The organism is Mycobacterium sp. 48b, assembly GCF_048282725.1.
Lineage (GTDB): Bacteria > Actinomycetota > Actinomycetes > Mycobacteriales > Mycobacteriaceae > Mycobacterium.
In genome coordinates this window covers 765,879-792,674 of the sequence record NZ_JBLVUL010000001.1, presented here as the reverse complement: position 1 = coordinate 792,674, position 26,796 = coordinate 765,879, and the positions used below count along the sequence as shown (strand labels likewise).

28 protein-coding genes are annotated in these 26,796 nt (G+C 68.3%); 16 read left to right on the top strand and 12 right to left on the bottom strand.

What is annotated here, in order from left to right:
- Positions 1 to 5: 5 nt before the first annotated feature.
- The gene (locus ACNQR1_RS03750; protein ID WP_418044144.1) at positions 6 to 758 is read right to left on the bottom strand and encodes a lysophospholipid acyltransferase family protein; all 753 of its coding nucleotides are present in this window, start codon (positions 756 to 758) and stop codon (positions 6 to 8) included.
- A gap of 90 nt (positions 759 to 848) precedes the next feature.
- Between ACNQR1_RS03750 and ACNQR1_RS03745 the strand changes: the two genes are divergently transcribed.
- Positions 849 to 2,432: a Rieske 2Fe-2S domain-containing protein gene (locus tag ACNQR1_RS03745; RefSeq protein WP_418044141.1), complete on the top strand. Its 1,584-nt coding sequence runs from the start codon at positions 849 to 851 to the stop codon at positions 2,430 to 2,432.
- Positions 2,429 to 2,764 carry a hypothetical protein gene (locus ACNQR1_RS03740; RefSeq protein ID WP_418044139.1) on the top strand — a complete coding sequence of 112 codons (336 nt, stop codon included), beginning with the start codon at positions 2,429 to 2,431 and terminating at the stop codon, positions 2,762 to 2,764. Before ACNQR1_RS03745 ends, ACNQR1_RS03740 begins: the two co-directional genes overlap by 4 nt.
- On the opposite strand, the gene ACNQR1_RS03735 is transcribed toward ACNQR1_RS03740, so the two are convergent.
- Positions 2,761 to 3,576, bottom strand: a complete 816-nt coding sequence (locus ACNQR1_RS03735; RefSeq protein ID WP_418044137.1) for a DUF5718 family protein — start codon at positions 3,574 to 3,576, stop codon at positions 2,761 to 2,763. The two genes, ACNQR1_RS03740 and ACNQR1_RS03735, sit on opposite strands and share 4 nt — an antisense overlap.
- Before the next feature lie 125 nt (positions 3,577 to 3,701).
- Here ACNQR1_RS03735 and ACNQR1_RS03730 point away from each other — a divergent pair, with 125 nt between their 5' ends.
- On the top strand, positions 3,702 to 4,478 hold the full coding sequence (locus ACNQR1_RS03730) for a hemerythrin domain-containing protein (RefSeq protein WP_418044135.1): 777 nt from the start codon (positions 3,702 to 3,704) through the stop codon (positions 4,476 to 4,478).
- Here the strand turns inward: ACNQR1_RS03730 and ACNQR1_RS03725 are convergent.
- Both ACNQR1_RS03725 and serS read right to left on the bottom strand, forming a co-directional pair.
- Entirely contained in the window at positions 4,468 to 7,827 is a 3,360-nt protein-coding gene (locus ACNQR1_RS03725) for a BTAD domain-containing putative transcriptional regulator (protein ID WP_418044133.1), read from the bottom strand. The two genes, ACNQR1_RS03730 and ACNQR1_RS03725, sit on opposite strands and share 11 nt — an antisense overlap.
- A 30-nt stretch (positions 7,828 to 7,857) precedes the next feature.
- On the bottom strand, positions 7,858 to 9,117 hold the full coding sequence (gene serS, locus ACNQR1_RS03720) for a serine--tRNA ligase (protein WP_418044131.1): 1,260 nt from the start codon (positions 9,115 to 9,117) through the stop codon (positions 7,858 to 7,860).
- Positions 9,118 to 9,283: 166 nt separating this feature from the next.
- On the opposite strand from serS, the gene ACNQR1_RS03715 reads away from it, so the two are divergent.
- From ACNQR1_RS03715 to ACNQR1_RS03705, 3 genes are all read left to right on the top strand, one after another.
- Complete coding sequence (locus tag ACNQR1_RS03715; RefSeq protein WP_418044129.1) at positions 9,284 to 10,711, top strand: septum formation family protein; 1,428 nt, start codon at positions 9,284 to 9,286, stop codon at positions 10,709 to 10,711.
- A gap of 3 nt (positions 10,712 to 10,714) precedes the next feature.
- Positions 10,715 to 11,065: a metallopeptidase family protein gene (locus ACNQR1_RS03710; RefSeq protein WP_418044127.1), complete on the top strand. Its 351-nt coding sequence runs from the start codon at positions 10,715 to 10,717 to the stop codon at positions 11,063 to 11,065.
- Between the two features lie 64 nt (positions 11,066 to 11,129).
- Positions 11,130 to 11,333: a hypothetical protein gene (locus tag ACNQR1_RS03705; protein ID WP_418044126.1), complete on the top strand. Its 204-nt coding sequence runs from the start codon at positions 11,130 to 11,132 to the stop codon at positions 11,331 to 11,333.
- Here ACNQR1_RS03705 and ACNQR1_RS03700 read toward each other — a convergent pair.
- Positions 11,330 to 12,019: a histidine phosphatase family protein gene (locus ACNQR1_RS03700; RefSeq protein ID WP_418044124.1), complete on the bottom strand. Its 690-nt coding sequence runs from the start codon at positions 12,017 to 12,019 to the stop codon at positions 11,330 to 11,332. The genes ACNQR1_RS03705 and ACNQR1_RS03700 overlap by 4 nt on opposite strands.
- Positions 12,016 to 12,960, bottom strand: coding sequence for a prephenate dehydratase (gene pheA / locus ACNQR1_RS03695; RefSeq protein WP_418044122.1), 945 nt, complete (start codon positions 12,958 to 12,960; stop codon positions 12,016 to 12,018). The genes ACNQR1_RS03700 and pheA overlap by 4 nt, the downstream gene beginning before the upstream one ends.
- 145 nt (positions 12,961 to 13,105) lie before the next feature.
- Between pheA and ACNQR1_RS03690 the strand changes: the two genes are divergently transcribed.
- From ACNQR1_RS03690 to ACNQR1_RS03675, 4 genes are all read left to right on the top strand, one after another.
- Complete coding sequence (locus ACNQR1_RS03690) at positions 13,106 to 13,900, top strand: DUF2470 domain-containing protein (RefSeq protein ID WP_418044120.1); 795 nt, start codon at positions 13,106 to 13,108, stop codon at positions 13,898 to 13,900.
- A 46-nt stretch (positions 13,901 to 13,946) separates the two neighbouring features.
- The gene (locus ACNQR1_RS03685; RefSeq protein WP_418044118.1) at positions 13,947 to 14,696 is read left to right on the top strand and encodes a CPBP family intramembrane glutamic endopeptidase; all 750 of its coding nucleotides are present in this window, start codon (positions 13,947 to 13,949) and stop codon (positions 14,694 to 14,696) included.
- A gap of 25 nt (positions 14,697 to 14,721) precedes the next feature.
- Positions 14,722 to 15,984 (top strand): LCP family protein, encoded by a 1,263-nt coding sequence (locus ACNQR1_RS03680; protein ID WP_418044116.1) that lies wholly within the window; start codon positions 14,722 to 14,724, stop codon positions 15,982 to 15,984.
- 138 nt (positions 15,985 to 16,122) lie between these two features.
- Positions 16,123 to 16,671: a ferritin gene (locus ACNQR1_RS03675; protein ID WP_418044114.1), complete on the top strand. Its 549-nt coding sequence runs from the start codon at positions 16,123 to 16,125 to the stop codon at positions 16,669 to 16,671.
- A gap of 11 nt (positions 16,672 to 16,682) precedes the next feature.
- Here ACNQR1_RS03675 and ACNQR1_RS03670 read toward each other — a convergent pair whose 3' ends face one another.
- From ACNQR1_RS03670 to ACNQR1_RS03660, 3 genes are read right to left on the bottom strand one after another with little or no spacing between them, the layout of a single operon-like run.
- Positions 16,683 to 17,555, bottom strand: coding sequence for a glycerophosphodiester phosphodiesterase (locus ACNQR1_RS03670; RefSeq protein WP_418044112.1), 873 nt, complete (start codon positions 17,553 to 17,555; stop codon positions 16,683 to 16,685).
- 5 nt (positions 17,556 to 17,560) lie between these two features.
- Positions 17,561 to 18,652, bottom strand: a complete 1,092-nt coding sequence (locus ACNQR1_RS03665) for a DUF4328 domain-containing protein (protein ID WP_418044110.1) — start codon at positions 18,650 to 18,652, stop codon at positions 17,561 to 17,563.
- Between the two features lie 40 nt (positions 18,653 to 18,692).
- Entirely contained in the window at positions 18,693 to 19,034 is a 342-nt protein-coding gene (locus tag ACNQR1_RS03660; RefSeq protein ID WP_418044108.1) for a rhodanese-like domain-containing protein, read from the bottom strand.
- Positions 19,035 to 19,470: 436 nt separating this feature from the next.
- Between ACNQR1_RS03660 and ACNQR1_RS03655 the strand changes: the two genes are divergently transcribed.
- From ACNQR1_RS03655 to ACNQR1_RS03640, 4 genes are all read left to right on the top strand, one after another.
- A complete protein-coding gene (locus tag ACNQR1_RS03655) occupies positions 19,471 to 19,629 on the top strand; it encodes a hypothetical protein (protein ID WP_418044107.1) in 159 nt (52 codons plus the stop codon).
- A gap of 146 nt (positions 19,630 to 19,775) precedes the next feature.
- The gene (locus ACNQR1_RS03650) at positions 19,776 to 20,399 is read left to right on the top strand and encodes a superoxide dismutase (protein ID WP_003883955.1); all 624 of its coding nucleotides are present in this window, start codon (positions 19,776 to 19,778) and stop codon (positions 20,397 to 20,399) included.
- 208 nt (positions 20,400 to 20,607) lie between these two features.
- On the top strand, positions 20,608 to 21,144 hold the full coding sequence (locus ACNQR1_RS03645) for a peptidase (protein WP_418044105.1): 537 nt from the start codon (positions 20,608 to 20,610) through the stop codon (positions 21,142 to 21,144).
- 895 nt (positions 21,145 to 22,039) lie between these two features.
- Positions 22,040 to 22,438, top strand: coding sequence for a transcriptional regulator (locus ACNQR1_RS03640; protein ID WP_418044103.1), 399 nt, complete (start codon positions 22,040 to 22,042; stop codon positions 22,436 to 22,438).
- 53 nt (positions 22,439 to 22,491) lie between these two features.
- Here the strand turns inward: ACNQR1_RS03640 and ACNQR1_RS03635 are convergent, their stop codons facing one another.
- The 3 genes from ACNQR1_RS03635 to ACNQR1_RS03625 are packed head-to-tail and all read right to left on the bottom strand — an operon-like array spanning position 22,492 to position 25,426.
- Positions 22,492 to 23,631, bottom strand: a complete 1,140-nt coding sequence (locus tag ACNQR1_RS03635; protein ID WP_418044101.1) for a hypothetical protein — start codon at positions 23,629 to 23,631, stop codon at positions 22,492 to 22,494.
- The gene (locus ACNQR1_RS03630; protein WP_418044099.1) at positions 23,628 to 24,119 is read right to left on the bottom strand and encodes an ImmA/IrrE family metallo-endopeptidase; all 492 of its coding nucleotides are present in this window, start codon (positions 24,117 to 24,119) and stop codon (positions 23,628 to 23,630) included. The genes ACNQR1_RS03635 and ACNQR1_RS03630 overlap by 4 nt, the downstream gene beginning before the upstream one ends.
- A 38-nt stretch (positions 24,120 to 24,157) precedes the next feature.
- Positions 24,158 to 25,426, bottom strand: a complete 1,269-nt coding sequence (locus tag ACNQR1_RS03625; protein WP_418044097.1) for a hypothetical protein — start codon at positions 25,424 to 25,426, stop codon at positions 24,158 to 24,160.
- 145 nt (positions 25,427 to 25,571) lie between these two features.
- Here ACNQR1_RS03625 and ACNQR1_RS03620 point away from each other — a divergent pair, with 145 nt between their 5' ends.
- Positions 25,572 to 26,228, top strand: coding sequence for a DUF6474 family protein (locus tag ACNQR1_RS03620; RefSeq protein ID WP_418044095.1), 657 nt, complete (start codon positions 25,572 to 25,574; stop codon positions 26,226 to 26,228).
- A gap of 10 nt (positions 26,229 to 26,238) precedes the next feature.
- The gene (locus ACNQR1_RS03615; protein WP_418044093.1) at positions 26,239 to 26,763 is read left to right on the top strand and encodes a hypothetical protein; all 525 of its coding nucleotides are present in this window, start codon (positions 26,239 to 26,241) and stop codon (positions 26,761 to 26,763) included.
- Positions 26,764 to 26,796: the final 33 nt, after the last annotated feature.

Below are 26,796 nucleotides of genomic sequence, written 5' to 3'. Positions count from 1 at the left end.
GCGCCTTACCCGGAGGCTCGCTTGGCCGCCTTGGCCGCAGCCTCCTCGGCATCCATCCGGTTCGCCTCGGCCAGCGTCGGCGCCGAACCACCGAGGCGGTGCGGCACCCAGAACTCACCGGGCGGGTACGGCCCGTAGGCGTCCTGCACCTGGGCGAGCAGATGTTGCATGCGCGAATGCAGCAAGGCGGTGAGTTCGGCCGCGGGCAGCGTCGGCTGGATGGGCTCGCCCACCGCGATCGAGATCGGCACCTTGGGCCGGTACAGGTTCTTCGGATGGCCCTTGGTCCAGACGCGCTGGGCGCCCCACACGATGTGGGGCACGATCGGCACCCCGGCCTCGATCGCCATCCGCGCCGCGCCCGACTTGAAGTCCTTGATCTCGAAGCTGCGGCTGATCGTCGCTTCGGGATACACCCCGACCAGCTCACCGGCCTTGAGATAGGCGACGGCGGACTCGAACGAGGCGGCCCCGCTGTCGCGATCCACCTCGATGTGACGCAGGCTGCGCATGATCGGCCCGGTGATCTTGTTGTCGAAGACTTCCTTCTTTGCCATGAACCGCACCTTGCGGCCGCGCTTCTGCAGGTAGGCAGGCAAGCCGGCAAAGGTGAAGTCGAAGTAGCTGGTGTGGTTTATGGCCACCACCGCACCACCGGTGACCGGGAGGTTCTCCACCCCGGTCACGGTGAACTTCAGCCCCTGCAGACGCCAGGCAGCTCGAGCAAGTTGTATGACAGTCCCGTACACCGGTTCCACGTAGCCAGCCTAATCCCAGCCCGGATCGGCCCGTCACCCAACTCGGGCTAGGCTGGGCGGGCATCGAAGTACTTCACCGAAAGGCCGTTTGTGCAGGTCACCAGCGTCGGACATGCCGGCTTCCTGATCGAGACCAAGGCTGGCAGCATTCTGTGCGACCCCTGGGTCAACCCCGCGTATTTCGCCTCGTGGTTCCCGTTCCCTGACAACACGCAGTTGGATTGGGACACCCTCGGAAATGTCGACTACCTCTACGTGTCGCACCTGCACAAGGACCATTTCGACCCGGAGAACCTGCGCCGCCACGTCAACAAGGACGCCGTGGTGCTGCTGCCCGACTTCCCGGTGCCCGATCTGCAGCGCGAGCTGCAGGCACTGGGCTTCCACCGGTTCTTCGAGACCACCGATTCGGTCAAGCACACCGTCAGCGGCCCCAAGGGCGACCTCGATGTGATGATCATCGCGCTGCGCGCACCGGCCGACGGCCCGATCGGCGATTCGGGTCTGGTGGTCGACGACGGTGAGACCGTCGTGTTCAACATGAACGACGCGCGCCCCGTAGATCTCGACATGCTGCACTCGGACTTCGGCCAGATCGACGTCCACATGCTGCAGTACTCGGGGGCCATCTGGTACCCGATGGTCTACGACATGCCGGCCCGCGCCAAGGAGGCCTTCGGCATCCAGAAGCGGCAGCGCCAGATGGACCGATGCCGCCAGTACATCGCGCAGGTCGGCGCGACCTGGGTGATCCCCTCGGCCGGTCCGCCGTGCTTCCTGGATCCCGAACTGCGCGATCTCAACGACGACCACGGCGATCCGGCCAACATCTTCCCCGACCAGGTGGTATTCCTGGACCAGATGCGCCGCCACGGCCACGACGGCGGCCTGCTGATGATCCCCGGCAGCACAGCGGATTTCACCGGCTCGCAACTGAATTCGTCGACCCACCCGGTCGAGGACCCGGAGGCGATCTTCACCACCGGCAAGGCCGCCTACATCGAGGACTTCGCCCAGCGGATGGCCCCGGTGCTGGCCGCGGAGAAGGCGGCATGGGCGCCGGCGGCCGGAGAGCCCCTGCTGCCCGGCCTGCGCGCTTTGTTCGAGCCGATCATGAGCCAGACCGACCAGATCTGCGACGGTATCGGCTATCCGGTGGAGCTGCGCCTTTCCGGACCCGACCACAGCGAGACCGTGGTGCTGGACTTCCCGAAACGTCTTGTCCGCGAACCCATCGCGGATGAGAAGTTCCGCTACGGGTTCGCGATCCCACCCGAGCTGGTGCGCACCGTGCTGCGCGACAACGAGCCGGACTGGGTCAACACCATCTTCCTGTCCACCCGGTTCAAGGCCTGGCGCGTCGGCGGATACAACGAGTACCTGTACACGTTCTTCAAGTGCCTGACCGATGAGCGCATCGCCTACGCCGACGGCTGGTTCGCCGAAGCCCACGACGATTCCTCGTCGATCACCCTGGACGGTTGGGAGATCCAGCGCCGGTGCCCGCACCTGAAGGCCGATCTGTCGAAATTCGGTGTGGTGGAAGGAAACACCCTGACCTGCAACCTGCACGGCTGGCAGTGGAATCTGGATAACGGCAAGTGCCTGACCACCAAGGGCCACGAGTTGCGGTGCGCACGCGAGGAGCAGAGAACGCCGGGCAGCAAGTCATGACCCCGCCGCGCCAGTACTACGACGACGGGCTGATCCAGCTGGATCGCGAGGCGATCACGTTGCGGCGCTACCACTTCCCGTCGGGAACCTCGAAGGTGATCCCGTTGCGGGACATCCGCTCCTACAAGGCCGAGTCACTCGGGCTGTGGATGCAGCGCTTCCGGCTGTGGGGCAGTACCGACCTGCGCCGCTGGCTGCCGTTGGACGTGCACCGGCCGCTGCGTTCGACGCTGATCACGCTCGACGTGCCGGGCACCTACCCCAAGCCGGCGTTCACCCCGGCCCGTCCTGACGAGTTCGTCGCCAGCCTGGACGAACTGCTCGGCCGCTAACGGGCCGAGACCACCTGCCGCAGTTCCGAAGCCGCACTCGATGCGCTGTCGTAGACCCGCACGATGGCCTCGTCCCCTGGCTTGAGGTACGTCGACTCACCCAACGGCGTATACCGGGTGGCGCCGATACCGATGAGCACGTTCTCGGGATGGTCGCTGGCCACCATCAGTGCGCCGACGTCCTCCAACGGCGTGTCAGCAGAACCCTTCTGGTTTGCCAGCCGTTCGACGATCCAGTCGAGCAGCACCTCGCCGTAGTACGAATAGCCCACCAGCGGTGAGTCCACCCCGTAGGCGTGCTGCTGGCCGCCGTCCTGGCTCAGGTAGCAGACCAGCCGCATGGTGGCGGTGGGGCCGTCGGGCGTGAGGTCACTGATCTCGAAGAATTGCGGCGCAACACCTTTGGAGGCCGCGCCCCAGTTCTTCTTGTAGCTGATCTTCGGCGCACCCGGCCTGCGGATCGAGCAGTCGTTGAAGGCGCCGAGGGCGAACGGCTCCAGCCGCGCCACGGTGTCGCCGTTCCACACCACCCGGCAGGCGACGCCGACCTCGGGCTCGATCTGCAGGTTCAAGGGGCCTTCGATCTCACCGGGTTCCGGCAGCAGGATGGCATCGCTGGACAACGGGAACTCACCGAGAAAATCGTCTCGGCCGGGTGCGTACCACGGGAAGATACCTTTGGGCGCATACCCTTCGGTAACAACCTTGACGAAATCCCCGGCCTCCCCAGCCTGTTCGAGGTGGCCTGCGAAGTTGCCGGCGACACCGAAGCCGAACCAGTTGCGCACTTCGCCCAGGTCGATATCGATCATGGCTGCAACCCTACTGTGGCCACGACAAGCCGGATACAAGTCGCTCTTAAGTCGCCGACAGCAGGCTGTGCTCGTCTGACTTCCGATCCACCAACCGGGGATCGCCACAGACGAGGAGATCCGCCGTGTCAACCACCGTCACCGTCGCACCCCGCCGCGCAGGCGATCCCGAACCGGACCTGCTGGGCATCACCGTCGCGCACCGCGTCATGCTGGCCGACCTGCGGCGCCTGACCGACCTGGCGATCGCGGTGCGCGACCGCGACGTCATCTGCACACCACACCGGGCCCGCGCCATCTCGCGGTACGTGGAGCTGCTCTGTGACTCCATCCATCACCACCACACCACCGAGGACGCCGTCCTGTGGCCCGTGATCGAGGCGAGCGGTGGCAGCCACAGTGACTTCAACGGACCGAGCGAGCTGAGCGAACTGGCCGACGATCACGCCGCCCTGAACCCGCGCCTGGACCAGCTGCGGGCCCGGGCCGCATCGCTGCGGCTGTCGATGGGCGACCGCCAGGTCGCCAGCCTGATGGTCATCGAGCTGGCCGAACTGTCGGCCCTGCTCACCGAGCACATCGAGGAAGAGGAACGCGAGGTGTTCCCGCTCGTCACCGAGTACGTGTCGGTGGCGGACTGGGCGACCGTCGAGGCGGCTGCCCGGGCCGGCGGACGGTTGTGGTTCGAGGGTCCGCGCTCGCTGGCCGCGATGACGGACGACGAGCGTGCGCACCTGACCGCGCAGGCGGGGTTCGGCCTGCGGATCATCCTGGCCGTCGTCGGGCTGCGGTACCGGCGGCTGGAGCGGGCGGTCTTCGGAACGCGGATCCCCCGCGAGATCGAGGTCCTGCACGACGACGGCGACGGCGACGGCGACGAGACGCTCGACGTCAGTCGATGAAGATCTGCGCCTCTGCGGCCAGCCGGTCCCGGAGCTCCGAGGCGGCCTCGCGGTAACCGTGCGCCTGATCGGGTCGGCCCAGCGCGTCCGCGGCGGCGGCGAGTGCATCGTCGACCGGTCCCACCATCAGCCCGTCGACACCGAGTCCGGCGATCCGGCCCGAGTACGTGCCGAGGTCGGCGGCCCGGGCCCGGGCCTCCTCGAGGTCGCCGAGCGCCACCGCGGCATTGACGCGCAGCACGGTGAACGGCAGCCAGAAATATGCCCGCTCGATCGGCCTGCGGTCCCGCCACAGCTCACGAGCCTCGGCGTCGCGGCCCCGCGCGATCAGCGCCAGCACGGCGGCGTCCAGTGCGGCGACCGACACCTCCCGGTAGAAGAACACCAGCTCGTCGGCCAGCAGACCCAGGTCCCCCAGGCAGAACTCACCGGTCACCCGGCCCACCATCGCCAGCTTGGCGCCGTTGGCGGCACCGTTCTCCACCATCCGCGCCGCCAGATCGGTGTAGGCGCTGACGGCCGCGTCGAGGCGCCCCGCCAGCAGGTACATCCGGGCCCGGAACAGGCCGAGCACACCGAGCAGGTGGACGAGCTGTCCGGTGCCGGCCCGGGCCACCGCGATATCGACGTGTTTTTTGGCCGTCACCAGATCGGACCGGTGGCCGGCGGCCAACGACAGCAGCCAGTGCGCCACCGCCTGATAGTCAGCCTGTTCGGTGGCCTCGGCGGTGTGCAGTAGTTCGGCTGCGGTCGAATCACGTTCGGCATCGAGGTCGGGCCCCAGCGCGCAATAGGCCCGGACGTTGAGTGCGGTGCACAGCAGCCGGCCCGACGATCCCGGGTCCTCGGCGTAGGCCTGTCGCGCCAACTCGAGCAGCTCCGTGCTCGCGGCCAGCGCCCCCTCCGGGTCGGTGCCCTCCAGTTCCACGTACAGCGCCTTGAGCAGCCGGATCCGCTCGGCCACTGTGAGTTCGGTGGGCTGTCCGCTTCCGCTACCGGCCAGCACCTGGCGCAGCAGCCCGATCATCTGGGTGTCGGATTCGTCGTATTCGCGGTCCCGCCACACCAGCGGGGTGTCCCACGCGGTGAGCACGCGCACCGTCAGGTCGTCGCGCGACTGCCCGGTCAGCAGTTGCAGCGCGGCCTTCGTCTCGATGCGCGCCGCGACGGCGTCGCCGGACTGGGCCAGCGCGGAGATCAGCCCACACCGGGCGTCGGTCTGGCGCTCCAGGCCGTCGCCGGCGGGCAGCAGCCGACGGCCGGCCGCCAGCTCCAGCATCTGCACGGCGGCCCGCCACTGCCGCGCGGCCTCGGCGTGGGCACCGACCGAATCCGCCTCACGGGCCGCCTCGGTGGCGAAAGCCGCTGCAGCCAAGGATGTTTCGGCTGTCGCCGCGGCCACGGCATGGTGCGCCAGGGCGGCCGGGTCGACCGATCGCCCCGGTGCGCGGAGCAGCTCCAGTGCCGCCGCGTGCAACCGGGACCTGCGCAGCTTCGAGGTGTCCTCGTAGAGGGTGTCGCGCACCAGCGCGTGGGCGAACCGCAACCGGCCGGGCTCGGGCTCGTCCAGCAGACCCAGCAGGACGGCAGGCTCCAGCGCGTCCAGCAGGTCGTCGGGGTCGCTTCGGCCCAGCTCGGACAGCAGGTCGACATCGATGTCGCGGCCCAGCACGGCGGCCTGGCGCAGCGCGGTGACGGTCTGGCCGGGTAGCCGGGCCAGACGGCGCCGCAACACATCTCGAACCCCGACCGGCACCGACGCCCACACCGCGTCGGGCCCTTCGGCCGCCATCAGCCTGGCCAGCTCCCGGACGAACAGCGGGTTGCCGCCGGTCCGCTCACGCAGCAGCCGCAGGGCCTCCCCACTGGCGGCGGTCATCCCGCAGTCGGCGGCCAGCGCGGCGGTCGCCGCGGCGTCCAGCCCGCCGAGATTCAGATGCGCCGCGGTGTGCACCGTCAGTGCCGCCCGGGCGACCTCCAGTTCACCCCGGTCCTCCGAGGGCCGGTAGGTACCGATCACCAGCACCGGAAGGTCTTTGATCCGGTCGGCCACCAGGCGCAGTAGCTCCAACGTCAGACCGTCGGTGCGGTGCAGGTCGTCGAGCACCACGACCAGTGGCCGGTCCTCGGCGGCCGCACTCAGGACGTCGGCCACCGCGTGCCCCAACCAGAACGTGCCCGGCTCTGACACGGCGACGTCGTGCAGCAACGGGGCCAGCGTCTGTCTGTCGTCGGCCGGGGCGCCGGCTTCAAGAAGTTCCCGCAGCACCTCGGTCCACGCCCAGCCCGCCGGGGCGCCGTGCACCTCCGGACTGCGGCCGTGCACCGCCCGCCAGCCCGCCGCGCGCAACCGGCCCGTGGCGGCGGCCGCCAACGTGGTCTTGCCCGATCCCGCCTCTCCCGCGATCCACAGCACCGCGCTGCCGCCCGCGGCGACTGCGCGTGCGGCACTGTCGATCTCCGCGAATTCCTCGGCTCGGCCATAGGCGGCCAGTTCGGCACGGCCGCGGGCGGCCAATTCGGCACGGCCGGGCGACGCGACCTCCGGGATCACCGGCTGCGCCGGACGGGACGGCTCCAGATGGTCGGCCTGGCGCAGGATGTCGCGCTCGAGTTCGCGCAGTGCCCGGCCGGGTTCCAGACCCAGCTCGTCGACCAGGTGATCGCGCGTGCGCCGCAACACGTCGAGCGCGTCGGTCTGGCGTCCGGTCCGGTAGAGCGCCGTGGCCAGCACGGCGGCGGCACCCTCCCGGCCCGGCCGCTCGCGGACATGCCGTTCCAGGGCTGCGACGGCGGTGCCGTAGCGGCCGAGCTCGACCTGCGCGGCGGCCAGAGCCTCGACCGCACTGAGCCGCAGTTCGGTCAGCCGCGCCACCTCGGGCGCCGCCCACAACGCGTCGCCGGCGCCTGCGAACGGATCCCCCGCCCAGCCGGACAGCGCCTCCTCCAGCAGGCGCAGCCGCTGTTGCGGGTCCGATTCCTCGTACGCCGCGGTGACTTTGGCTTCGAACTGCCAGGAATCGACGGCGTCGACCGGCAGTCGGAGGCAGTATCCGGGCGCGGCACTGACCAGGATGCGGGCCGGGGCCCGGCGTTCGCGGCCGGGTTCGAGCGCGCGGCGCAGATGCGAAACATAAACCTGCAGAGCCGATAACGCCTTGGGCGGCGGCTCGCCCTCCCACAGGTCGTCGATGAGCCGGTCGACGGACACCGTGTGGCCATGTGCGGCCACCAGCCGGGCCAGCAATGCGCGCTGCAGCCGGGCCCCGAGATCCACCGGTTCGTCACCGACCCAGGCCTGTACCGGGCCCAGCACCCTCACCCGCACCAGCGGGCCATCCCCCGTCATCGTCCGCAGCGTTACTGGGCCACGGGGTGGTTACTTACCGGGCTCCAGCACCGCGGTGCCGACGAACGGCACCAGTGCATCGGGGACCCGCACGCTGCCGTCGGGTTGCTGGTGGTTCTCCAGGATCGCCACCAGCCAGCGGGTGGTGCCGAGCGTGCCGTTGAGCGTCGCGGCGATCTGCGGCTTGCCGTTCTCGTCGCGGTAGCGCGTGGCCAGCCGTCTGGCCTGGAACGTCGTGCAGTTCGAGGTGGACGTGAGCTCCCGGTAGGTCTGCTGGGTGGGCACCCACGCCTCGCAGTCGTACTTGCGTGCCGCCGACGAGCCCAGATCGCCTGCGGCGACGTCGATCACCCGGTAGGGCACCTCGATGGCCGTCAGCATCTGGCGCTGCCAGCCCAGCAGCTTCTGATGCTCGGCGACCGCGTCTTCGGGCTTGCAGTAGATGAATCCCTCTACCTTGTCGAATTGATGCACCCGGATGATGCCGCGGGTGTCCTTGCCGTAGCTGCCCGCCTCGCGCCGGAAGCACGACGACCAGCCGGCGTACCGCTTCGGGCCCGCAGACAGGTCGAGGATCTCGCCCGAGTGGTAGCCCGCCAGCGGCACCTCGGAGGTGCCGACCAGGTACAGGTCGTCAGCCTCCAGCCGGTAGATCTCGTCGGCGTGGGCGCCGAGGAATCCGGTGCCCGCCATGACTTCTGGGCGCACCAGCACCGGCGGGATCATCAGGGTGAAGCCGTTCTGCACAGCCACCTGGGTGGCCAGTTGCAGCAGTCCCAGCTGCAGCAGCGCGCCGGCACCGGTGAGGAAGTAGAAACGCGAACCCGACACCTTGGCGCCGCGTTCCATGTCGATCAGCCCGAGCGTCTCACCCAGCTCGAGGTGGTCCCTGGGGTTCTCGATCGCCCGCGGTTCGCCGACGGTGTCGAGCACCACGAAGTCGTCCTCGCCGCCGGCCGGAACGCCGTCGATGATCACGTTGCCGATCGCCATGTGGGCGGCGGTGAAGGCACTCTCGGCCTCAGCCTGAGCGCCCTCGGCGGCCTTGACCTGCACGGCCAGGTCCTTGGCCTGCTGCAGCAGGGCCGGGCGCTCCTCGGGCGTCGCCTTGCCCACCAGCTTGCTGGCGGCCTTCTGCTCGGCACGCAGGTTGTCGGCCGTGGAGATGGCGGCGCGCCGCGCCGTATCAGCCTGCAGCAGCGCGTCGACGCGCGCCGGGTCCTCTCCGCGAGCCCGTTGCGACGCACGGACGGTGTCGGGATTGTCGCGCAGCAGCTTGAGGTCGATCACGGGCGCAACCCTACTTTTTGAAGTGCGGCGACGTACATCTGAGGTGGTCGATCGAGGGGCCGGAAGCGACGGCGACCTGGTTCCCACCACCGCCGGGCACAACCTCGCAACATTACAACCGCATCACTTGTCACAGGGGCTGACACGCCTGTCACAATGGATGGCAATGTTGGAAGCACCCGAGCACCCCGAGCACCCCGAGCACGGGGACCTGCTCGCCGAACCTCTTCCGGACGAACAACCCGCGAGGGAACGGTGGTGGCAGAGCCTGGCAGCCGCGTCGACGCGACGCGCGCTGCTGTTGACCGCGCTCGGCGCGCTGCTGATCGCCGGCCTCATCACCGCGTTGCCCCGAAGCGAAGGGGCCAACTCCGGGCCGGGCGCGATCGCCCTGGGTCCCCGCGGTAACGACACGTTCAATCACGTCAAGCGTGGCGACTGCCTGAACTGGCCCGGTCGTAACCCCGACGCCGCCCACATCGTCGACTGCAAGGACGGCCATCGCTTCGAGGTCGCCCAGTCCGTCGACATGCGCACGTTCCCCGGCAGCGAGTACGGGCCGGGCGCGCCGCCACCGACGGTGGACCGGATCAAGCAGATCAGCCAGGAGCAGTGCACCCCGTCGGTGCGCGGTTATCTGGGCCCGAAGTACGACCCGAACGGCAAATACACCATCGGCCTGCTGTGGTCCGGCGAGAAGGCCTGGAAGCAGTCCGGTGAGCGCCGCATGCTGTGCGGCCTGCAGTTGCTCGGCCCGGGCGACAGTCAATTGGAGTCCGCGGGCAAGGTGTCCGACGTCGATCAGTCGAAGGTGTGGGCCGCGGGCACCTGCCTCGGTATCGACGCCGCCACCAACCAGCCCACCGATGTCCCGGTCGACTGCGCGGCACCGCACGCCATGGAGGTCACCGGAGCGGTCAACCTCTCCGAGAAGTTCCCCGGCGGGCTGCCGTCGGAGGGCGACCAGGACAACTTCATCAAGGACGCCTGCACCGCGCAGACCGACTCCTACCTGGCCCCCGTCCAGTTGCGCACCACCACACTGGCACTGAGCTACAGCACGATCTCGCTGCCCAGCTGGTCGGCCGGCAGCCACCAGGTGTCGTGCAGCATCGGCGCCACCCTGGGCAACGGCGGCTGGTCGACGCTGGTCAACAGCGCCAAGGGGCCGCTGATGATCAACGGCCAACCCCCGGTCGCACCGCCCGACATCCCCGAGGAGCGGCTCAACATGGAGCCCATCCCGATGCCGGATGTCGACGAGCCGTCGTCGTCATCGAGTTCCGGATCGTCGTCGTCCTCCGGCTCTTCGGGATCGGGCTCATCGGGATCGTCGGGCTCGAGTTCGTCGTCGGGGTCCTCGGGATCGTCGGGGTCCTCTGGTTCCGGCTCGTCGGGTTCGTCGGGTTCGTCGTCTGGCGGCCAGCACCTGCCGCAGGCCGCGACCACGGCGGCACCGGCTCCCACGCAGGCCAACACCTTCAACCCACCCCCGCCTGAGCAGGCCCCGGCGCCCGCTCCGGCTCCCGATGGCGGGGCGCCGCCCGCCGGACCCCCGCCGGGTGAGCCGGTCCCCGTACCGCCGGGGCCGTAACCCGTGCCGGTGCGGATGAGCCCGCAGCGTTTCGACGAGTTGGTATCCGACGCACTCGACCTGATCCCGCCTCGGTTGGCGGCCGCGATCGACAACGTCGTCGTCCTGGTCGAGGATCGCGATCCCGACGAGCCCGAGATCCTCGGTCTGTACCGCGGAGTCGCGCTGACCGAGCGGGATTCCTGGTACGCCGGGTCGTTGCCGGACACCATCACGATCTACCGCGAAGCCCTGCTGGATTTCTGTGACAGCGAGGCCGACGTGGTCGACGAGGTGGCGATCACCGTGATCCACGAGATCGCACACCATTTCGGGATCGACGACGAGCGGCTCCACGAACTCGGCTGGGGATGAAGCAAACGGGCCGAGCCAGGCGCGGCAACCGCGTTTTGTCGGCCCGCAGTGCTATCAACGGGCTATGAACACCATCCAGTGCCGGGAGTGCGCAGCCGGTCTGGAGCATTGCCACGGCACCGTGATCCACCATGTCCGGTACCGCGTGGAGTGCACCGACGCCGGCTGCACCACCCCGGAAGCAGCGCACACGTTCAGCATCGACTGTGAGGCGGTGGGCTGCACGTGCGCAGATGAGGGCATGCTCTCGATCCGGCGCTACGCCTAGCCCATCGGGTCGGCGTCGGACGTCACGGCGTCCGCTACCGGTGTCGCCGCCGGCTCCGGATAGAAGGGCGGAGTCACCGCCGCCCATTGCACACAACTCCAGCGCCCGTCCGTGATCGGTGCCAGCACAATCGATTCGGTGTTGGCCAGGTGATGGTCGAGGGCGAAACTGCCGTCGACGCCGGCCAGCACGGCGGCCACCAGCCGGATCGCGGCGCCATGGCTCACCACCACGATGTCGCTGTGGAAGTCCTGGTCGTCGAGGTAGCGCAACCGAAGTTCGGTGAGCACCGGCACATAGCGGCCGAGCACCGCCTCGGCGCTCTCGCCGCCGGGCATCGGCACGTCCAGTTCGCCCCGGTGCCAGCGTTCGTAGATCCGGTTGAACTCGGCGACCGCATCGTCGTCGCTGCGATCCTCCAGTTCACCGACCTGAACTTCGTGGACCCCTTCGAATTCGAATGGGACGAGGCCGGTTTCGCTGCCGATTCCGGCGGCGGTCTGCGCTGCGCGGCGGGCCACGGAGTGGGCCAGGATCGACGGGCGCTGACTGAGCGTGCCGGCGAACCGCCGGGCCTGGTCGTGACCGAGGTCGGTCAGCTCGGCACCCGGCGGCCGGGTGTCCAGACGCCGGGCGACGTTGCCGTGGGACTGACCGTGACGGACGAGTATCAGCCGTCCACTCATGAGCCATTCGTCCCGTCACGCAAACCGGTCAACCACCGTGTGGCCTCGTCCAGACGCGGCGGGGGCGCACCCGCGCTCGCTCCGGTCGGCCATGAACCCAGATATCGCACATCGGTACAACGTCGGTGCAGCGCTTTGAGTGCCTCGGCCACCGAATCGTCGTCGATGTGTCCCACGCAGTCCAGGAAGAACATGTATGTGCCCAGCTCGGTTCTGGTGGGCCGGGATTCGATCCGGGTGAGGTCGATGTCACGGATCGAGAATTCGGTCATCGCAGTGACCAGTGCGCCGGGGACGTTGTCGAGGCGCAGCACCACCGAGGTGCGATCGGCGCCGGTGGCTGCCGGCGGCACGCCGGGCGGGCCGACCAGGACGAAGCGGGTTCGGGCGTTGGCCTCGTCCACGACATCGGCGGCCAGGATGTCCAGGCCGCAGCGCTCGGCGGCCAGCCGGGTGCTCACCCCGGCGTCGGCGTGGCCCTCGGCGACCTCATGGGCGGCCGCGGCGTTGGAGGTGGCCGGCACGATGACGGCGTCGGGCAGGTTGGCGGCGAGCCATCGGCGCACCTGCGCGAGGGCCACCGGGAACGCCGCCACCGTCTGCACCGGCCCGCTGTGTCCGGGACGGGTGACGATGGTGAAGGCGACGTCGAGGGTCAGTTCGGCGTAGATCTGCAGCGGCTTCCCGACCGCCAGGTTGTCCAGTGTGGGCAGCACCGATCCCTCGATCGAGTTCTCGATCGGCACGCAGGCGTAGTCGGCCCGGCCGTCACGGACCGCGGCCAGCGCACCCGGGGTGCTGTCGGTCAGGACGGGGGTGAATCGGTCTTTGCCGTCACCGGACGCCGCTTGCAGGCCGGGCACCATCTCGTGGGCCACCATCTGCAATAACGCCACTTCGGTAAAGGTTCCCTCCGGTCCGAGGTAGGCGATGCGCGGCACATCCCAACCCTATCGGGTCGGCGCGCGGGCTACGGGTCGATAACGGCCGGGGCGGTGTTTCACGGAAGCCTTGCCCGCACCGCACCGTCCAGTTAAGTTAGGCTTACCTCACCTAAAGACCTCACCTAGTTTCGAAGGCGGCGAGATGGCCATAGCGACACCGACGACAGCCGAGCGGATCCGCAGTGCATGCGCACGAGGCGGCGGCGCCATGCTCGCGGTCGAGGGCATCGAGCCGGTCGCCTCGCCCGTTCATCACCTGCTCGACGACGGGTCCTTCGCGATCACCGTCCCGGAGCACAGCCCGCTGGCCGGCATGACCATGTCAGCCGGCTCGGCCGGTGTCCAGGCCGTGCTGGAGATGACCGACTACGCCCCGCTGCCGCTGCGCGAGCCGGTCCGCTCCCTGGTGTGGATCCGCGGCCGCCTGCAGCACGTGCCGTCGGCGGAGGTTGCCGCACTGCTCGATCTGGTCGCCACCGAGAACCCGAATCCGGCCCTGCTGCAGGTGAACTCCAGTTCCCAGTCGGGCGGCGGACACGACGACGACAACTACACGCTGATGCGCCTGGAGATCGAGTCGGTGGTGGTGGCCGATTCCACCGGCGCCGAGTCGGTCGGCCTCGGGGCCCTGCTGCAGGCCCGTCCCGATCCATTCTGCGCAATGGAATCCGGCTGGCTGCAACACATGGAGTCTTCCCACCGCGACGTGGTGGAGCGGCTTGCCACGCGGCTGCCGATGACGCTGCGCCAGGGACGGGTCCGCCCGCTGGGTCTGGACCGCTACGGCGTACAGCTGCGGGTGGAGAACGAACACGGCGACCACGACGTGCGGTTGCCGTTCGCCAAGCCGGTCGACGACGTCACCGGCCTGAGCCAGGCCATCCGCGTGCTGATGGGCTGCCCGTTCCTCAACGGCCTGCGCGCGCGCCGGATCTGACCCGCACGATCCGCTCCGCGGCCGGGGCGCCGCTACCGTAGCTGCGGTGACGACTTCGGCGACCAGGCGCACGCTCAAGATCGAGATCGCGGTCGTGCTGGCGGTGACCTTCGGGCTCAGCGCCTACACCGCGGGGCTGCGGCTCGTCGAAGCGGTGCTGCTCGGTCTGTCCGGGCAGACCGTGGCGCTGAACCCGAAGCGTTCCCCGTTCGACCTGATCGACCTCGGCCTGCACCTCGCCGTGGTCCTGCAGTTGCTCGCCTGGGGCGCGTTGGCCCTGTACTTGTTGTGGCGCAGCGGCTTCGGACCATCCGCGATCGGACTGTCGCGTCCGCAATGGCGTGCCGACGGGCTGGGTGGACTGGGCCTGGCACTGCTCATCGGCCTGCCGGGACTGGGCTTCTACGTGCTGGCCCGCGTCCTCGGGCTCAGCGCCGACGTCGAACCGGCCGAACTCTACGACACGTGGTGGCGGATCCCGATGCTGCTCGGCGTGGCGTTCGCCAACGGCTGGGCCGAAGAGATCATCGTGGTGGGGTTCCTGCTGACCCGGCTGCGCCAGCTCGATGTCAGCCCCGCGCGGGCGCTGGTGATCTCCAGCCTGCTGCGCGGCGCATATCACCTGTACCAGGGCTACAGCGCGGGCCTCGGCAACGTCGTGATGGGCCTGGTGTTCGGCTACGCATGGCAGCGCACCGGGCGGCTGTGGCCACTGATCATCGCCCACACCCTGATCGACGCGGTGGCATTCGTCGGCTACGCGTTGATTGCGGATCATCTGAGCTGGCTGCGATAACGCATCGGCCACGTACATTTCTGCTGTGGACGACTTCAGCGCATCGCGCGGACATCCCGACCCGCGCTCGCGGCGTCCGGGACCACGCCGCCCTGCCGCCGAGCCGCCTCAGGTGATCCGACGCGACCCGAACTACCGCCCGGCCTGGCCGCCGAATCCGCCCACGCCGTCACGCACACCGCCGCCACCCAGGCAACCCCCACCGCCCAGGCAACCCCCGCCCAGATCGGCGCCGCCGCCTCCACCGCGTCCACCCCGGGCGTCGCACCCGCCCCGGCCCGTCGCCGCCCGACCGCCCGCACCCACGCCGGCGCGCAAGCCCCGGCGCCGGCGGCACTGGGGCCGCCTGGTGCTGGCCGTCCTGCTGATCGCGGTGCTGGCGGTGATCGGCGGCGGCTTCTGGGTCGACTCGTCGCTGCACCGCATCCCCGCTCTTGCCGACTATCCCGAGCGCCCCGCCGCGGCTCAGGGCACCACCTGGCTGTTGGTCGGATCCGACAGTCGCCAGAACCTCAGCCCCGAACAGCAGGCCGACCTGGCCACCGGTGGGGACATCGGCAATGGCCGCACCGACACGATCCTGTTGGTGCACATCCCGGGCATCGGCTCGAGCACCCCGGCCACCATGGTCTCCATACCGCGGGATTCCTACCTGCCGATTCCCGGCTACGGCGAGGACAAGGTCAACGCCGCGTTCTCCCTGGGCGGGGCACCCCTGCTGGCGCAGACCGTCGAACAGGCCACCGGCCTGCATCTCGACCACTACGCCGAGATCGGTTTCGACGGTTTCGCCGCACTCGTCGACGCCGTCGGCGGGGTGACGATGTGCCCGGCCGAACCGATCAGCGATCCGCTGGCCGGGATCGACCTGCCTGCAGGCTGCCAGGAGCTCGACGGCCGCAGTGCGCTCGGATACGTCCGGACCCGCGCCACGCCGCGCGCCGACCTGGACCGCATGACCCACCAGCGGGCATTCATGTCGGCGTTGCTGCACCGCGCCACCAGCCCGGAGGTGCTGCTGAACCCGTTGCGGTGGCAGCCCATGGCCCGCGCCGCCACCGACTCGGTGGCCGTCGACGAGGACGCTCACGTGTGGGACCTCGGGCGGTTGGCCTGGGCGATGCACGGCGACGACATGGTCACAACGACGGTTCCGATCGGCGAGTTCACCGGCAGCGACTCGGGCTCGGTCGTGGTGTGGGACAGCGACGCGGCCGGCCGCCTGTTCACCGCGCTGGCCAACGACGCGGCGGTGCCGGACGACGTCATCGAAAAGCCCGAGCCTTAAGCTTAGGCAAAGCTAAATTAGGCAACAGCAAATTCGCGATACTGAATGTAATGCGCACCACACCACTAAGGTAAAGCTGACCTCAATGAGGTCAACCTTCGATGACAATGCGCCCTGACCTGCTATATCCTCGCGGTCATGACGACGACCAGTGAACTCGACACGAAATTCCACGCCCTTATCCAGGATCAGATCCGCAGCGAGTTCACCGCGTCACAGCAATACATCGCAATTGCGGTTTATTTCGACGGCGCCGACCTTCCGCAGCTCGCCAAGCACTTCTATGCGCAGGCCGTCGAAGAGCGCAACCACGCCATGATGCTGGTCCAGTACCTGCTCGATCGGGACATCGACGCCGAGATCCCTGGTGTCGACGCGGTGTGCAACCGCTTCGATGCTCCCCGTGACGCACTCGCGCTGGCACTCAGCCAGGAACGCACCGTCACCGAGCAGATCAGCCGGCTCGCCAGTGTCGCCCGCGAGGAGGGCGACTACCTCGGCGAGCAGTTCATGCAGTGGTTCCTCAAGGAGCAGATCGAAGAGGTTTCGTCGATGGCGACGCTGGTGCGCATCGCCGACCGCGCCGGCGCCAACCTGTTCCACATCGAGGACTTCGTGGCCCGCGAGCTCGCCGGCGGCGCCGGGGCGGACGCGAGCGCGCCGAAGGCCGCAGGCGGCAACCTCTAACCGACTCTCTCTCAGTCCCGGCCCGCGCCGGTCAGGCCGTTCTGCAGCCAACTCTTGGTGCGGCCGGGATGATTCGTGGCCACCCAGCCCACACCGATGTCGCGGCAGAACTGGACGTCCTCGTAGTGGTCGACGGTCCAGCAGTACAGCGCGCGTCCCTGGGCGGCGGCCCGGTCGACCAGTTCGGGATGCTCACGCAGGGTTGCGATGGACGGTCCGACCGCCGTGGCCCCGACCGTGGTGGCCGCGCTGCCACCCAGGTACCGCGACGTCTCACCGAGCAGCACCGTCGGCAGCATCGGGGCGGCCCGGCGAATCCGCCACACGGCCGCGGCGGAGAAGGACATCACCACCGCACGCGACAGATCGGCCGAGGCAGGCGCGGCGATGCCGTACCGGTGCAGCAACGCCAGCACCTTGTTCTCCACCAGCGCGCCGTAGCGCACGGGATGTTTGGTCTCGATGAAGAGTTTGACCGGCCGGTTCCAATCCAGCACCAGCGAGACGAGGTCGTCGAGCGTCAGCAGTCCGGTGTCCCCGACGGGACCGGCCTCCGGGTCGTCCGCGTCGTCACCACCGGAGCGGCCGCCGGCGTGCCATGAGCCGTAATCCAGCCGGCGCAGCTCGGCCAGCGTCATCTCGCTGACCAGACCGGTGCCGGTCGAGGTGCGGTCCACCCGGCGGTCGTGCACACACACCAGGTGCCCGTCGCGGGTCAGCCGCACATCGCATTCCACGCCGTCGGCGCCCTCGCGCAGGGCGAGGTCATACGCGGCGAGCGTGTGCTCGGGTTTGTCGGCGGATGCACCCCGATGGGCCACCACGAACGGATGCCCAGGCCCCGGGGTCGCCTGCGCAGCGGCTCCGCCGTCGCCCGTTTCCATACGGCCTATGCTGCCGGGTTCTGCCCTTGGGGCTCAACCGGAACGGCCGATTCAGCCGAATCCTCACGATTCTGCGGCGGCTCGGCCGCCTGCGACTCGGATGCCTGCGGCTCGATCACCACCCAGCGCCTGACGCTGCGCTCGGCCGTCGTACCGGTGCCCTCGAATCCGGTGAACACCTTGGCGGTCAGCAGGAAGGCCGCCAACGCCAGCAGGTACCCGACGATCACGGCCACCGTGTTGTCGGCGATGTTCTGCGGGACGTCGTTGAAGAACGTCACGTACACGGTGCTGCCCATCGACCACGCCGCGACCACTGCGCTGAGCACCCAGACGATCCACCAGACCACGATCGGTCGCCGCAGGTGCGAGAGGCGCCCTTCCAGGGCGGCCAGTTCCCACACGAACACCGGTGCCATCACCAGGTTCACCCCGGGCACCAGACAACAGAGCCACAGGGTCGTGGTGCTGCGCGGATCCACCTCGCCGTGGGCGGCGTATCCGGCCGCCCGGCGCGCGATCAACCAGCGCACCAGTGCCACCACCGTGATCACCACGACGACGATCGCCACGACGCTGGCCAGCAGGCCGATCACCAGGCCGCCGATCGCGATCAGCGGGTGCAGCAGCACGCTGCGGTTGATCAGCAGCAGCACATAACGGATCACGTGGGCGAAGGCCGCGATACCCAGCACCACCATGGCGGCGACGAGCATCAGGCGCACCGTGCCGACGCCGGACTCGTCGGCGACCGTCTCCGGCTGATCGTCGCCATCGAAGTACTGGTGCAGGCCCCAGCTGGGGATCGTGCGGTAGCGCGGCGTCGGCCCGAGCTGACGACGGCGGCTCCGCTGATGTGGCGGAGCGCCCGGTCGCAGGGCGATCCAGCGGTAGCCGGGCGCGAGTTGCGGCGTGCGCGGTGCTGTCGGTGACTGCGACGACGCAGGAGACGAGGGCGACTGCGCAGCAGGTCCCCACGGGGACTGGGGCGACGACGCAGAGGGAGCCAACAACGACCCGCCGCACCGGGGACACCACGACCGCTGCCGGTCACGCACGTTCCAGCGCGTCCCGCACTGCGAACACACCTGGATCATCCGACCAGCCTAGCCACGATCTCCCGACGGGTCGCCGCGGTCAGACGCTTCCCGGGCCACCGGCGTCGGTGATGACCGGACGTCCGGCCCCGGCCCAGGCCAGCATTCCGCCCTCGACGTTGATCGCGGTGTAGCCGTTGCGGGCCAGGTAGTTCGCCACTCGCAGAGAGCGTCCACCCGCATGGCAGATCACGTAGAGCTCGGCATCCGGGTCGATCTCGGCGATCCGCGTCGGGACATCGCCCATCGGGATGTGCTGCGCGCCCGCGGCGTGACCGCGTTGCCATTCGTCGTCCTCGCGGACGTCGAGCAGCACCACCGACCCTTCGAACGTGGTGGGTACCGCAGCGATGTCTGCCTGCCCGACTTCCACATCGTCCATGCCCTCAATGCTCGCATGCCCGCGGCGCCGGATGCACCCGACCCTGTGCCTTGCGGCGGCGTTAGCAACGGGAAGCTATCCACAGTTTCCACAGGTTCATCCACAGGCCCGGCACCAGCGGAAAACCCCACGATGAGGGGATTACTGTGCGGTAGCTGTCCTTCACTGTGGATAAACCTGGGGTGTTCGCGGCAGCGATCAACAACCATCACCGGCGCCGAGCGAAATTAAGCATTCGGCTAAACGCCGCGGCCACGGACGCTTCGCCCCGCTCGATTGGGATCAGCCTGATTCCAGCCGCCGGGCGCGCTCGCCCCACTTACGCGGAGGCCGATTTTCCCTTGACCATTACAGGGTCTATGATCGGCGTCACACCAGCTGTTGTGACAGAACTCACTGGGGGGCAAGCATTGATCGTGCAGGTCAGGAGTGTTTGATGGCGTCACATCCGATCGGATCGGGATCAGCCTTTCCGCAGCCCGAATGGCATACGTCCGGGCATCTGCACACTCGTAACCAGTCCATGGCCTTCCTCCGGGCCGGCGTGATCGCCCTGCTGCTGCTGGGCGTGCTGGCCGTCATGGTCTTGTTCTGACCGTCGCCCCATCGGGTATACGTGAGGTCGGCGCGCGCGTCCTTGCGGTGCGCCCTGCGATGGAGCAAGGTTGGCAGCGATCTTGACGAACTTCAGGATCGTCGAAGACGCCTGGCTCCATCGATCGATAATGAGGAAGGAATCTCGTGGCTGAATACACTTTGCCGGACCTGGATTACGACTACGGAGCGCTGGAGCCCCACATCTCCGGGCAGATCAACGAACTCCATCACAGCAAGCACCACGCGGCCTACGTCAAGGGCGTCAACGACGCCGTCGCCAAGCTCGACGAGGCGCGGGCCAACGGTGACCACGCGGCGATCTTCCTCAACGAGAAGAACCTCGCGTTCCACCTCGGCGGTCACGTGAACCACTCGATCTGGTGGAAGAACCTGTCCCCCAACGGTGGCGACAAGCCGACCGGCGACCTGGCCGCGGCCATCGACGACCAGTTCGGCTCGTTCGACAAGTTCCAGGCACAGTTCACCGCCGCCGCCAACGGACTCCAGGGTTCGGGCTGGGCCGTGCTCGGTTACGACAGCCTCGGCGACCGGCTGCTGACCTTCCAGCTCTACGACCAGCAGGCCAACGTGCCGCTCGGCATCATCCCGCTGCTGCAGGTCGACATGTGGGAGCACGCCTTCTACCTGCAGTACAAGAACGTCAAGGCCGACTACGTCAAGGCGTTCTGGAATGTCGTGAACTGGGAGGACGTGCAGAACCGCTACGCGGCAGCCACCTCCAAGACCAACGGCCTGATCTTCGGCTAGATCCGGCTTCGGTCCGATTCGAGGGCTGGATCGGTTTTCTGATCTCTCACCAAGGGGCGTCGCGCGCACAGCGTGACGCCCCGCCCTCGTTTCTGGGCCGTGTCGCCTTGCACCGTTCCCGCCGCTGTCGCATTCTGAACTGATCGACCCACAGACGTGTCGGAGCACCGATCAGCCGGTGCACCAACACCGATGTCCCGGAGGCGATATGGATACGACGGGGTCCGGCCGGGCGATCGAGATCGCCCCCTTCCATTCCGGCGGCGCGCTCAAAGGCTTTGTGGTCTCGGGTCGATGGCCTGATTCCACCAAGGAGTGGGCGCAGCTTCTCATGGTGACCGTCAGGGTCGCCTCACTTCCCGGATTACTCTCCACCACAACGGTTTTCGGAGTCCGCGAGGAATTGCCCGACCAGCCCCTGCCCGGCACGGTCGGTCTGGTCATCGCCGAGGGGCCGGTGGTCGGCGAATCCGCGGTGCCACCCGGGTATTTCGCCGAGCATCAACCACCGGCACTGCTGATGCTGCACCCGCCCTCGGAGACGACGCCGTCACTTCCCGAGTGCACCGGCGCGGCGTCGGGTTGTGTACTGCTACCCGGACTTCCGTATCTCGGGCTGGAACACCGGGCCGCCTGGGTGGAAGCCGAATCAGACGGCACGGTGACATCGATGGTCAGCCGGGTGGGTGTCGATCCGATCAGCCACCCCGACACTGCGATCCTGGCGATGCTCCTGGCGGCATGAGGCTGCCAGTCGAGGGACACCCTCTCCAACAAGGAGAATCCGGCTACCCGAAAAAGATAAGAAATGTAGCGAGCTCGGCCGACAAGAGCTATGGTCCTCAAGATCAGCGAAGGGCAGCAGCCCGCAATCGTCTTGTCGACACGCTGGCGTCAGGCCCGGCCGACAAGCGGCGATGCGGTGGGTGAGACCTTCGACCGTATGTAAGTGCGCCGCGTAAGCGGCACATACCGGCGGTGTGTCGAAAGGTCGCCATGTCCGCAGCCGCAGGCGTCTGCGCCGGCGTCAGCAGCAGGGTCGCCGTATTCGGCTACCCGTCGGGACCCTCAGATAGCCGTGGCGCCCCGCCGCAACCGTGCCCGCGGCCGCATTTGTGCCATCGATTGTCCATCGACGGTGCAAACGTCCACCCGTTTCAGCCCCGCAACCACGCCTGGAATCGGCGCCGGAATCCTCCCGAGGCCGTCTGGCTATCGCACGCAAGGGGGCTGATGCACATTCCATCGCCCAACCTGTAACGTGTTCCACGTCGTTCGACAACTGCCTTGCGCGCAATCCGCCGCGACGAGGGGTCCGCGCTCCAGCAAATATCCGTTTCCGCTAGTCACGGCGGCGCCCTGGTTGCCGGCCCCGAAGTTGATCATGATCGAGCGCACCTGTGAGCGCAGCTCACCGCGCCCAATACAACGCGACCGTCACCTTTTGCATTGCCAGACGGCGCAATCCCGCGCCACCTCCACGGCGAAGCCCTCGGTTTCCGTGCCGGAGGCCTCCAAAACGCAAAGCCAGTTTAACTTTTGTGGCGTTTGCACTTGGTTGTCGTCACAACACTCGCTACCATAGTCAGCAAATACGCCGCCTATTCGTACCGCTCGTGAAGCATGTGGAGGTCAAATCGATGAGCAAGACGTTCGCCGCCCGCCTAAACCGCCTGTTCGATAGGGTTTATCCGCCTGGGCGCGGACCCCATACGTCTGCCGAGGTGATCGCCGCACTCAAGTCCGAGGGCGTCACCATGTCGGCCCCGTACCTGTCGCAGCTCCGTTCGGGCAACCGGACCAACCCGTCGGCGGCAACCATGGCCGCACTTGCCAACTTCTTCCGGATCAAGCCGGCTTACTTCACCGACGACGAGTACTACGAGAAGCTCGACAAGGAGCTGACCTGGCTGGCCAGCATGCGTGACGAGGGGATCCGCCGGATCGCCGCCCGCACCGTCGGGCTGTCCAACGAAGCTCAGCAGGACCTGGTCCAGAAGGTCGACGAGCTGCGCCGCCGGGAACACCTCGACGACTGATTCGTCAGGCTCGTCTGGCGTTTCACCGCAGCTGAAACCCACGTCAGTGGGTTTCAGCTGCGTGCGGCCGCGCGGTCCAGATCCCGGTACTGCTCGGCGATCGCCAGAATCCATTCCCGGTCCGAATAGGACTCGGGCTGGCTGAGCCACGCCAGCCCCGGGAACGCTGACGTTTCATCAGCCTCTCGGGTGTCGTAGATCCACTGGGCGATGGCCTGCGCCTGATCCCGCGGCGACACTTGAGGTCGTTCGGTATCCCCCAATTGTGTTGCGCCACTTCCACTTGAACCGGTGGATCCGCGTGGCGCGGCGGTTTCGTGCCGCCGCTCGTCGGCGGCGGTCGCCTCCAGGTACAGCGCGTCGGAGATCAGCGACATTCGTTCGGCGACGCGGAACACCAGCGGTCCGCGCGGACGGACCCCGATCCCCACATCGGGCTGGCGCCGGGCCAGTTCGGTCAGCAGCGGTTTGATGGTCCGCAGTTCCTGCTGCGCACCGAACCAGTCCTCGACGCTCGGCAGCAGCGATCCGGCGGCGACGATGACCATCGCACACCCGAGCAGGGTCGCCGCGGCACCGACACCGACGGGCTCGGTCCGCCGCGCAGCCCGCAGCAGCACGAAGCCGCTGGCAGCCACGATCAGCACCATGCCGACGGTGAACAGGAACAGCGCCCGCCCTCGCCGGCTGCGGTTCGAGTAGCGCAGGCCGGCCCACGCCACCAGGGTGAGGGCCAGGAACACGTAGAGCAACGGCAGCAGCCACGAGGTGCCGCTCGATCCGAGATCCCGCTTGAGATACTCCGAGGGCGACATCTCCGGCTGCCTACCGGCGCGGAAGAAGATGACCAGGCTGATGACGGCCACCACACCGGCGATGCCGTACTGGATCATCGCGATACGACGGGTGAGTACGGCCGAATGGCCCGAGGACGCGGTGGTGATCATGACGCAACTGCCTGCAGCACAAGCGATCAGCGCGACCTGACTCAGCCCGGCGGCGATGTTGGGCCAGTGCACCACGGTGTCGATCAGCAGGGCGAGCGGCGGCCAGTTCAGCGCGGCCACAACGCCGAGGCTGCCCAACGACAGGATCATCGCGGAGCTGACCAGGGACTGTTTGTTGACCAGTGCCCAACCGATGCGCAGGCCGGTAGCCAGGCCGAGGAGGCCGGCGATCACCCAGACGATCAACCAAATGCCTCTCCGAGGCGAACCTGCACGATCGAAGAGCGGTCGGAGGGCAGCCGGCCCAGGCGGTAGAGCAGGAGTGCGGCGAAGTCCTCGGCCTCCTGCTCGATGTCCTCGCCGTTGGGCCCCATGCAGCCGGTCCGCTGATTGAGCATGTAGCTGATCAGATCCGAGGTCGCCACCTCGACGGTGGCCGCGGCCGCGTCGACGATCGAGATGCCCTCGTGGCCGAGCACCAGGTGGCCGAGCTCGTGGGCAAGGGTGCGGTCCCAGGCCGGCAGGCCCTGCTGGATCAGGAACACGTCGCGGTCGGCGTACTGCCGCCACTGCCCGCAGACCCCGGGCGGGAGCTCTGCCATGGTCAGTTCGATCGGCCTACCGCGGTCTGCGCTCACCGCTTCGACCAGACGGGTCAATGTGACCTCGCCCTGTCGAGGAGCGAGGTCGAGAACCTCGTTGACAGCACGCGTGACGCTTCGACTGGCGGACATGATCCCCCCTTTCCACCCGTGATTCTCCCAGGTCGTTCCTAACGCATGAATCGACTGGCGTCGATTCGGACCGTACGGCCGGCTTTGGCCTGCCGGTAGCCCACGAGCCCGCCCAGGCCGGTCAGTGCCATCATCCCGGTCACGCCGGGCAGGGCCATCGCCGCGATCTCCATCGTGTTCGCGGTACGCAGGTAGTCCGTGTAGCCCGCCCGGAAGGACGCCGGAGGGAGGCCCGCATCCAGACCGACGGCGGCGGGAGGCCTTGTCTCCGTCCGCATCTTGATGTTGGGCTGCACGTCGGGTCGCGACCCCGACGGACCTGAGTGCGGCCCGTGGTCGGAGTCCGGAGCGCCCATCGGCACGGCGAGCGGCGGCACGATGACCGGCAGTACGACGACCGGAACGGCGATCGGCGCCACCCCGGCCGCAGCGGCCAGGCCGGGTGGGGGCGGCACGTCCAGGTCGGGGACCTGTGCCTGCGGTGCAGGCAACTGCATCTGCGGCGGGCGCGGGAAGTTGAACGGCGCGGGGACACCGGGTCCGTCTTTACCGCCGACGGCGCCACCGATCAGGGTCGTGGTGGTTTCGGTGGTTTCGGTGGTCCCAGAAGTCGTCTCCGAGGTCGACTTGGTGGTCTCCGAGGTCGACTTGGTGGTCTCGGTCGTCTCGGTCGTACGCGAGGTGGTCTCGGTCGTGGCCGTCGTCGCAGAGGTCGTCGTCACGGAGCTCTCGGTCGTGGACACCGCCGTGGACGTCACCTCGGAGCGTGAAGTCGTGGGTGTCTCCGACTCTGAGGGCTGCGTGCTGGCCGTCGCAGTGTCGGTGTGGGTCGGGGTCGCCGTGTCGGTCCCGGTTTGCGGAGGCGTCTGCGTGCCGGACGGTTGCGACGGTTCGCCGGGTTCGTCGGTCTTGGTCGGTTTGCCCGTCGTCTTGGTCGGCTTGCCGCTCGTCCTGGTGGGCTTGCCGGTCGTCTTGGTGGGTTTGTGGGACGTACGGGTGCCCGGCGAGCCGGTGTCGTCGCCATCATCGCCCTGGGAGTCGCCGTCCTGACTGTGGCCCTGGCCGTGATCCTTGCCGTCGTGCCCGTCGTGGCCGTTGCTGCCACTGTTCGACGAACCCTGACCGCTGTCGGGCCTGCCTCGATCCGGATCGGCAAATGCCAGCGCTCCCCCGACACCGGCGATGATCAGGCCAGAAAGCACCAGACCAGTCGAGGCGGCGACGCGCAACCGCGAACGCACGTTGTCACCACCCTTTCGCGCACCGCCCAGCAGCTTCGTTGACGAATTCGATTCTTGCACAAACATGCAGTCCAAATTTGCTAGCTGAAGCGATTCACCACCCCGATCGTGGGGAGCCGCGGCGGAGCAAATCCACCGGACGATACTGTGGGTCTGCAGCAGTTCTGCGGTGACGACCAACACACGACGAATTGACCGGGAGGCAACCGGAATGGGCCTGTTCACGCGACGAAAAAGCCGCGCCACCCGCCGCGCCGAAGCCCGCGCCATCAAGGCCAAGGCCAAGCTGGAAGCCCGGCTCACCGCAAAGAACGAGGCCCGTCGCATCAAGTCCGACCGAAAAGCCGCGGAGCGGGCCCTCAAAGCTCAGGTCAAGGCGCAGCGCGACAGCGACCGCACGGCTCTCAAGGTGGCCGAGACCGAATTGAAGGCCGCCCGCGAGGGACGTCTGTTCGCCCCCGCCAGGATTCGCCGTCTGCTGACCGTGACGCGTTTGCTGGCGCCGGTCCTCGTGCCGTTGATCTACCGGGCCGCCACGGCCGCGCGGGGCGCCCTGGACGAACGTCGCGCCGACCGCCTCGGTGTCCCGCTGGCGCAGCTCGGTCAGTTCTCCGGGCACGGTGCAGAGCTGTCCGCGCGGATCTCCGGGGCCGAGCAGACGCTGCGCCAGGTCGCCGAGAAGAAGCCGAAGGACGCCGAGACCAAGCAGTTCGTCGCGGCGATCAACGAACGGCTCACCGATCTGGCCGCGGCGGTCACCGCCGCCGAGAACATGCCGACGCCACGTCGCCGCGGCGCGCACGCGGCCATCGCCGCCCAGCTCGACGGCATCGATGCCGACCTGATGGCGCGGCTGGGACTGGTCTGAGTTCGACTTCATGACCGGCGTCCGTATCGACTCCGCAGCCCCGCTGCGCGGTACGGCCGTCGGCTCTCTGACCGCCGCACTGGCCGTCGCGGCCCATGGCGTCGCCGGCGGAACCCTGCCCGGCGGGGCCGTCGCCGCCCAGCTCGCCGTCCTCGCGGTGACCCTCGGAGCGGTGGCCGCGACCGTCGCCTGCGCACACCGCACCGCGGTGTTGTGGGGGCTGCTGGGTACCGGCCAGCTGCTGGCCCACGCGCTCCTGGCGACGGCCGGTCACTCCCACAACGCCCAGCCCGGCTTGATGATGTTCGGTGCGCACCTGGCGGCGGTATCGGTCGGCGCAGGCCTGATCGCCTGCGGTGCCCGGTTGTGGGCAGCGCTGTCGGGCGTGGTGCGTGCGGTGGCGCGGGAACGGCGCACCGCACCGGTGCCGACTGTCCGCGTGATGGCGCGCGGCACCGACCAACCGCTGCAATCGGCCCTCCTGCTGGCCGCGTCGGTGTCTCACCGTGGCCCACCGGTCGGCGTCAGAGCCTGACCGTCCCACCCCGATCCAACTCCAGAAAGACAC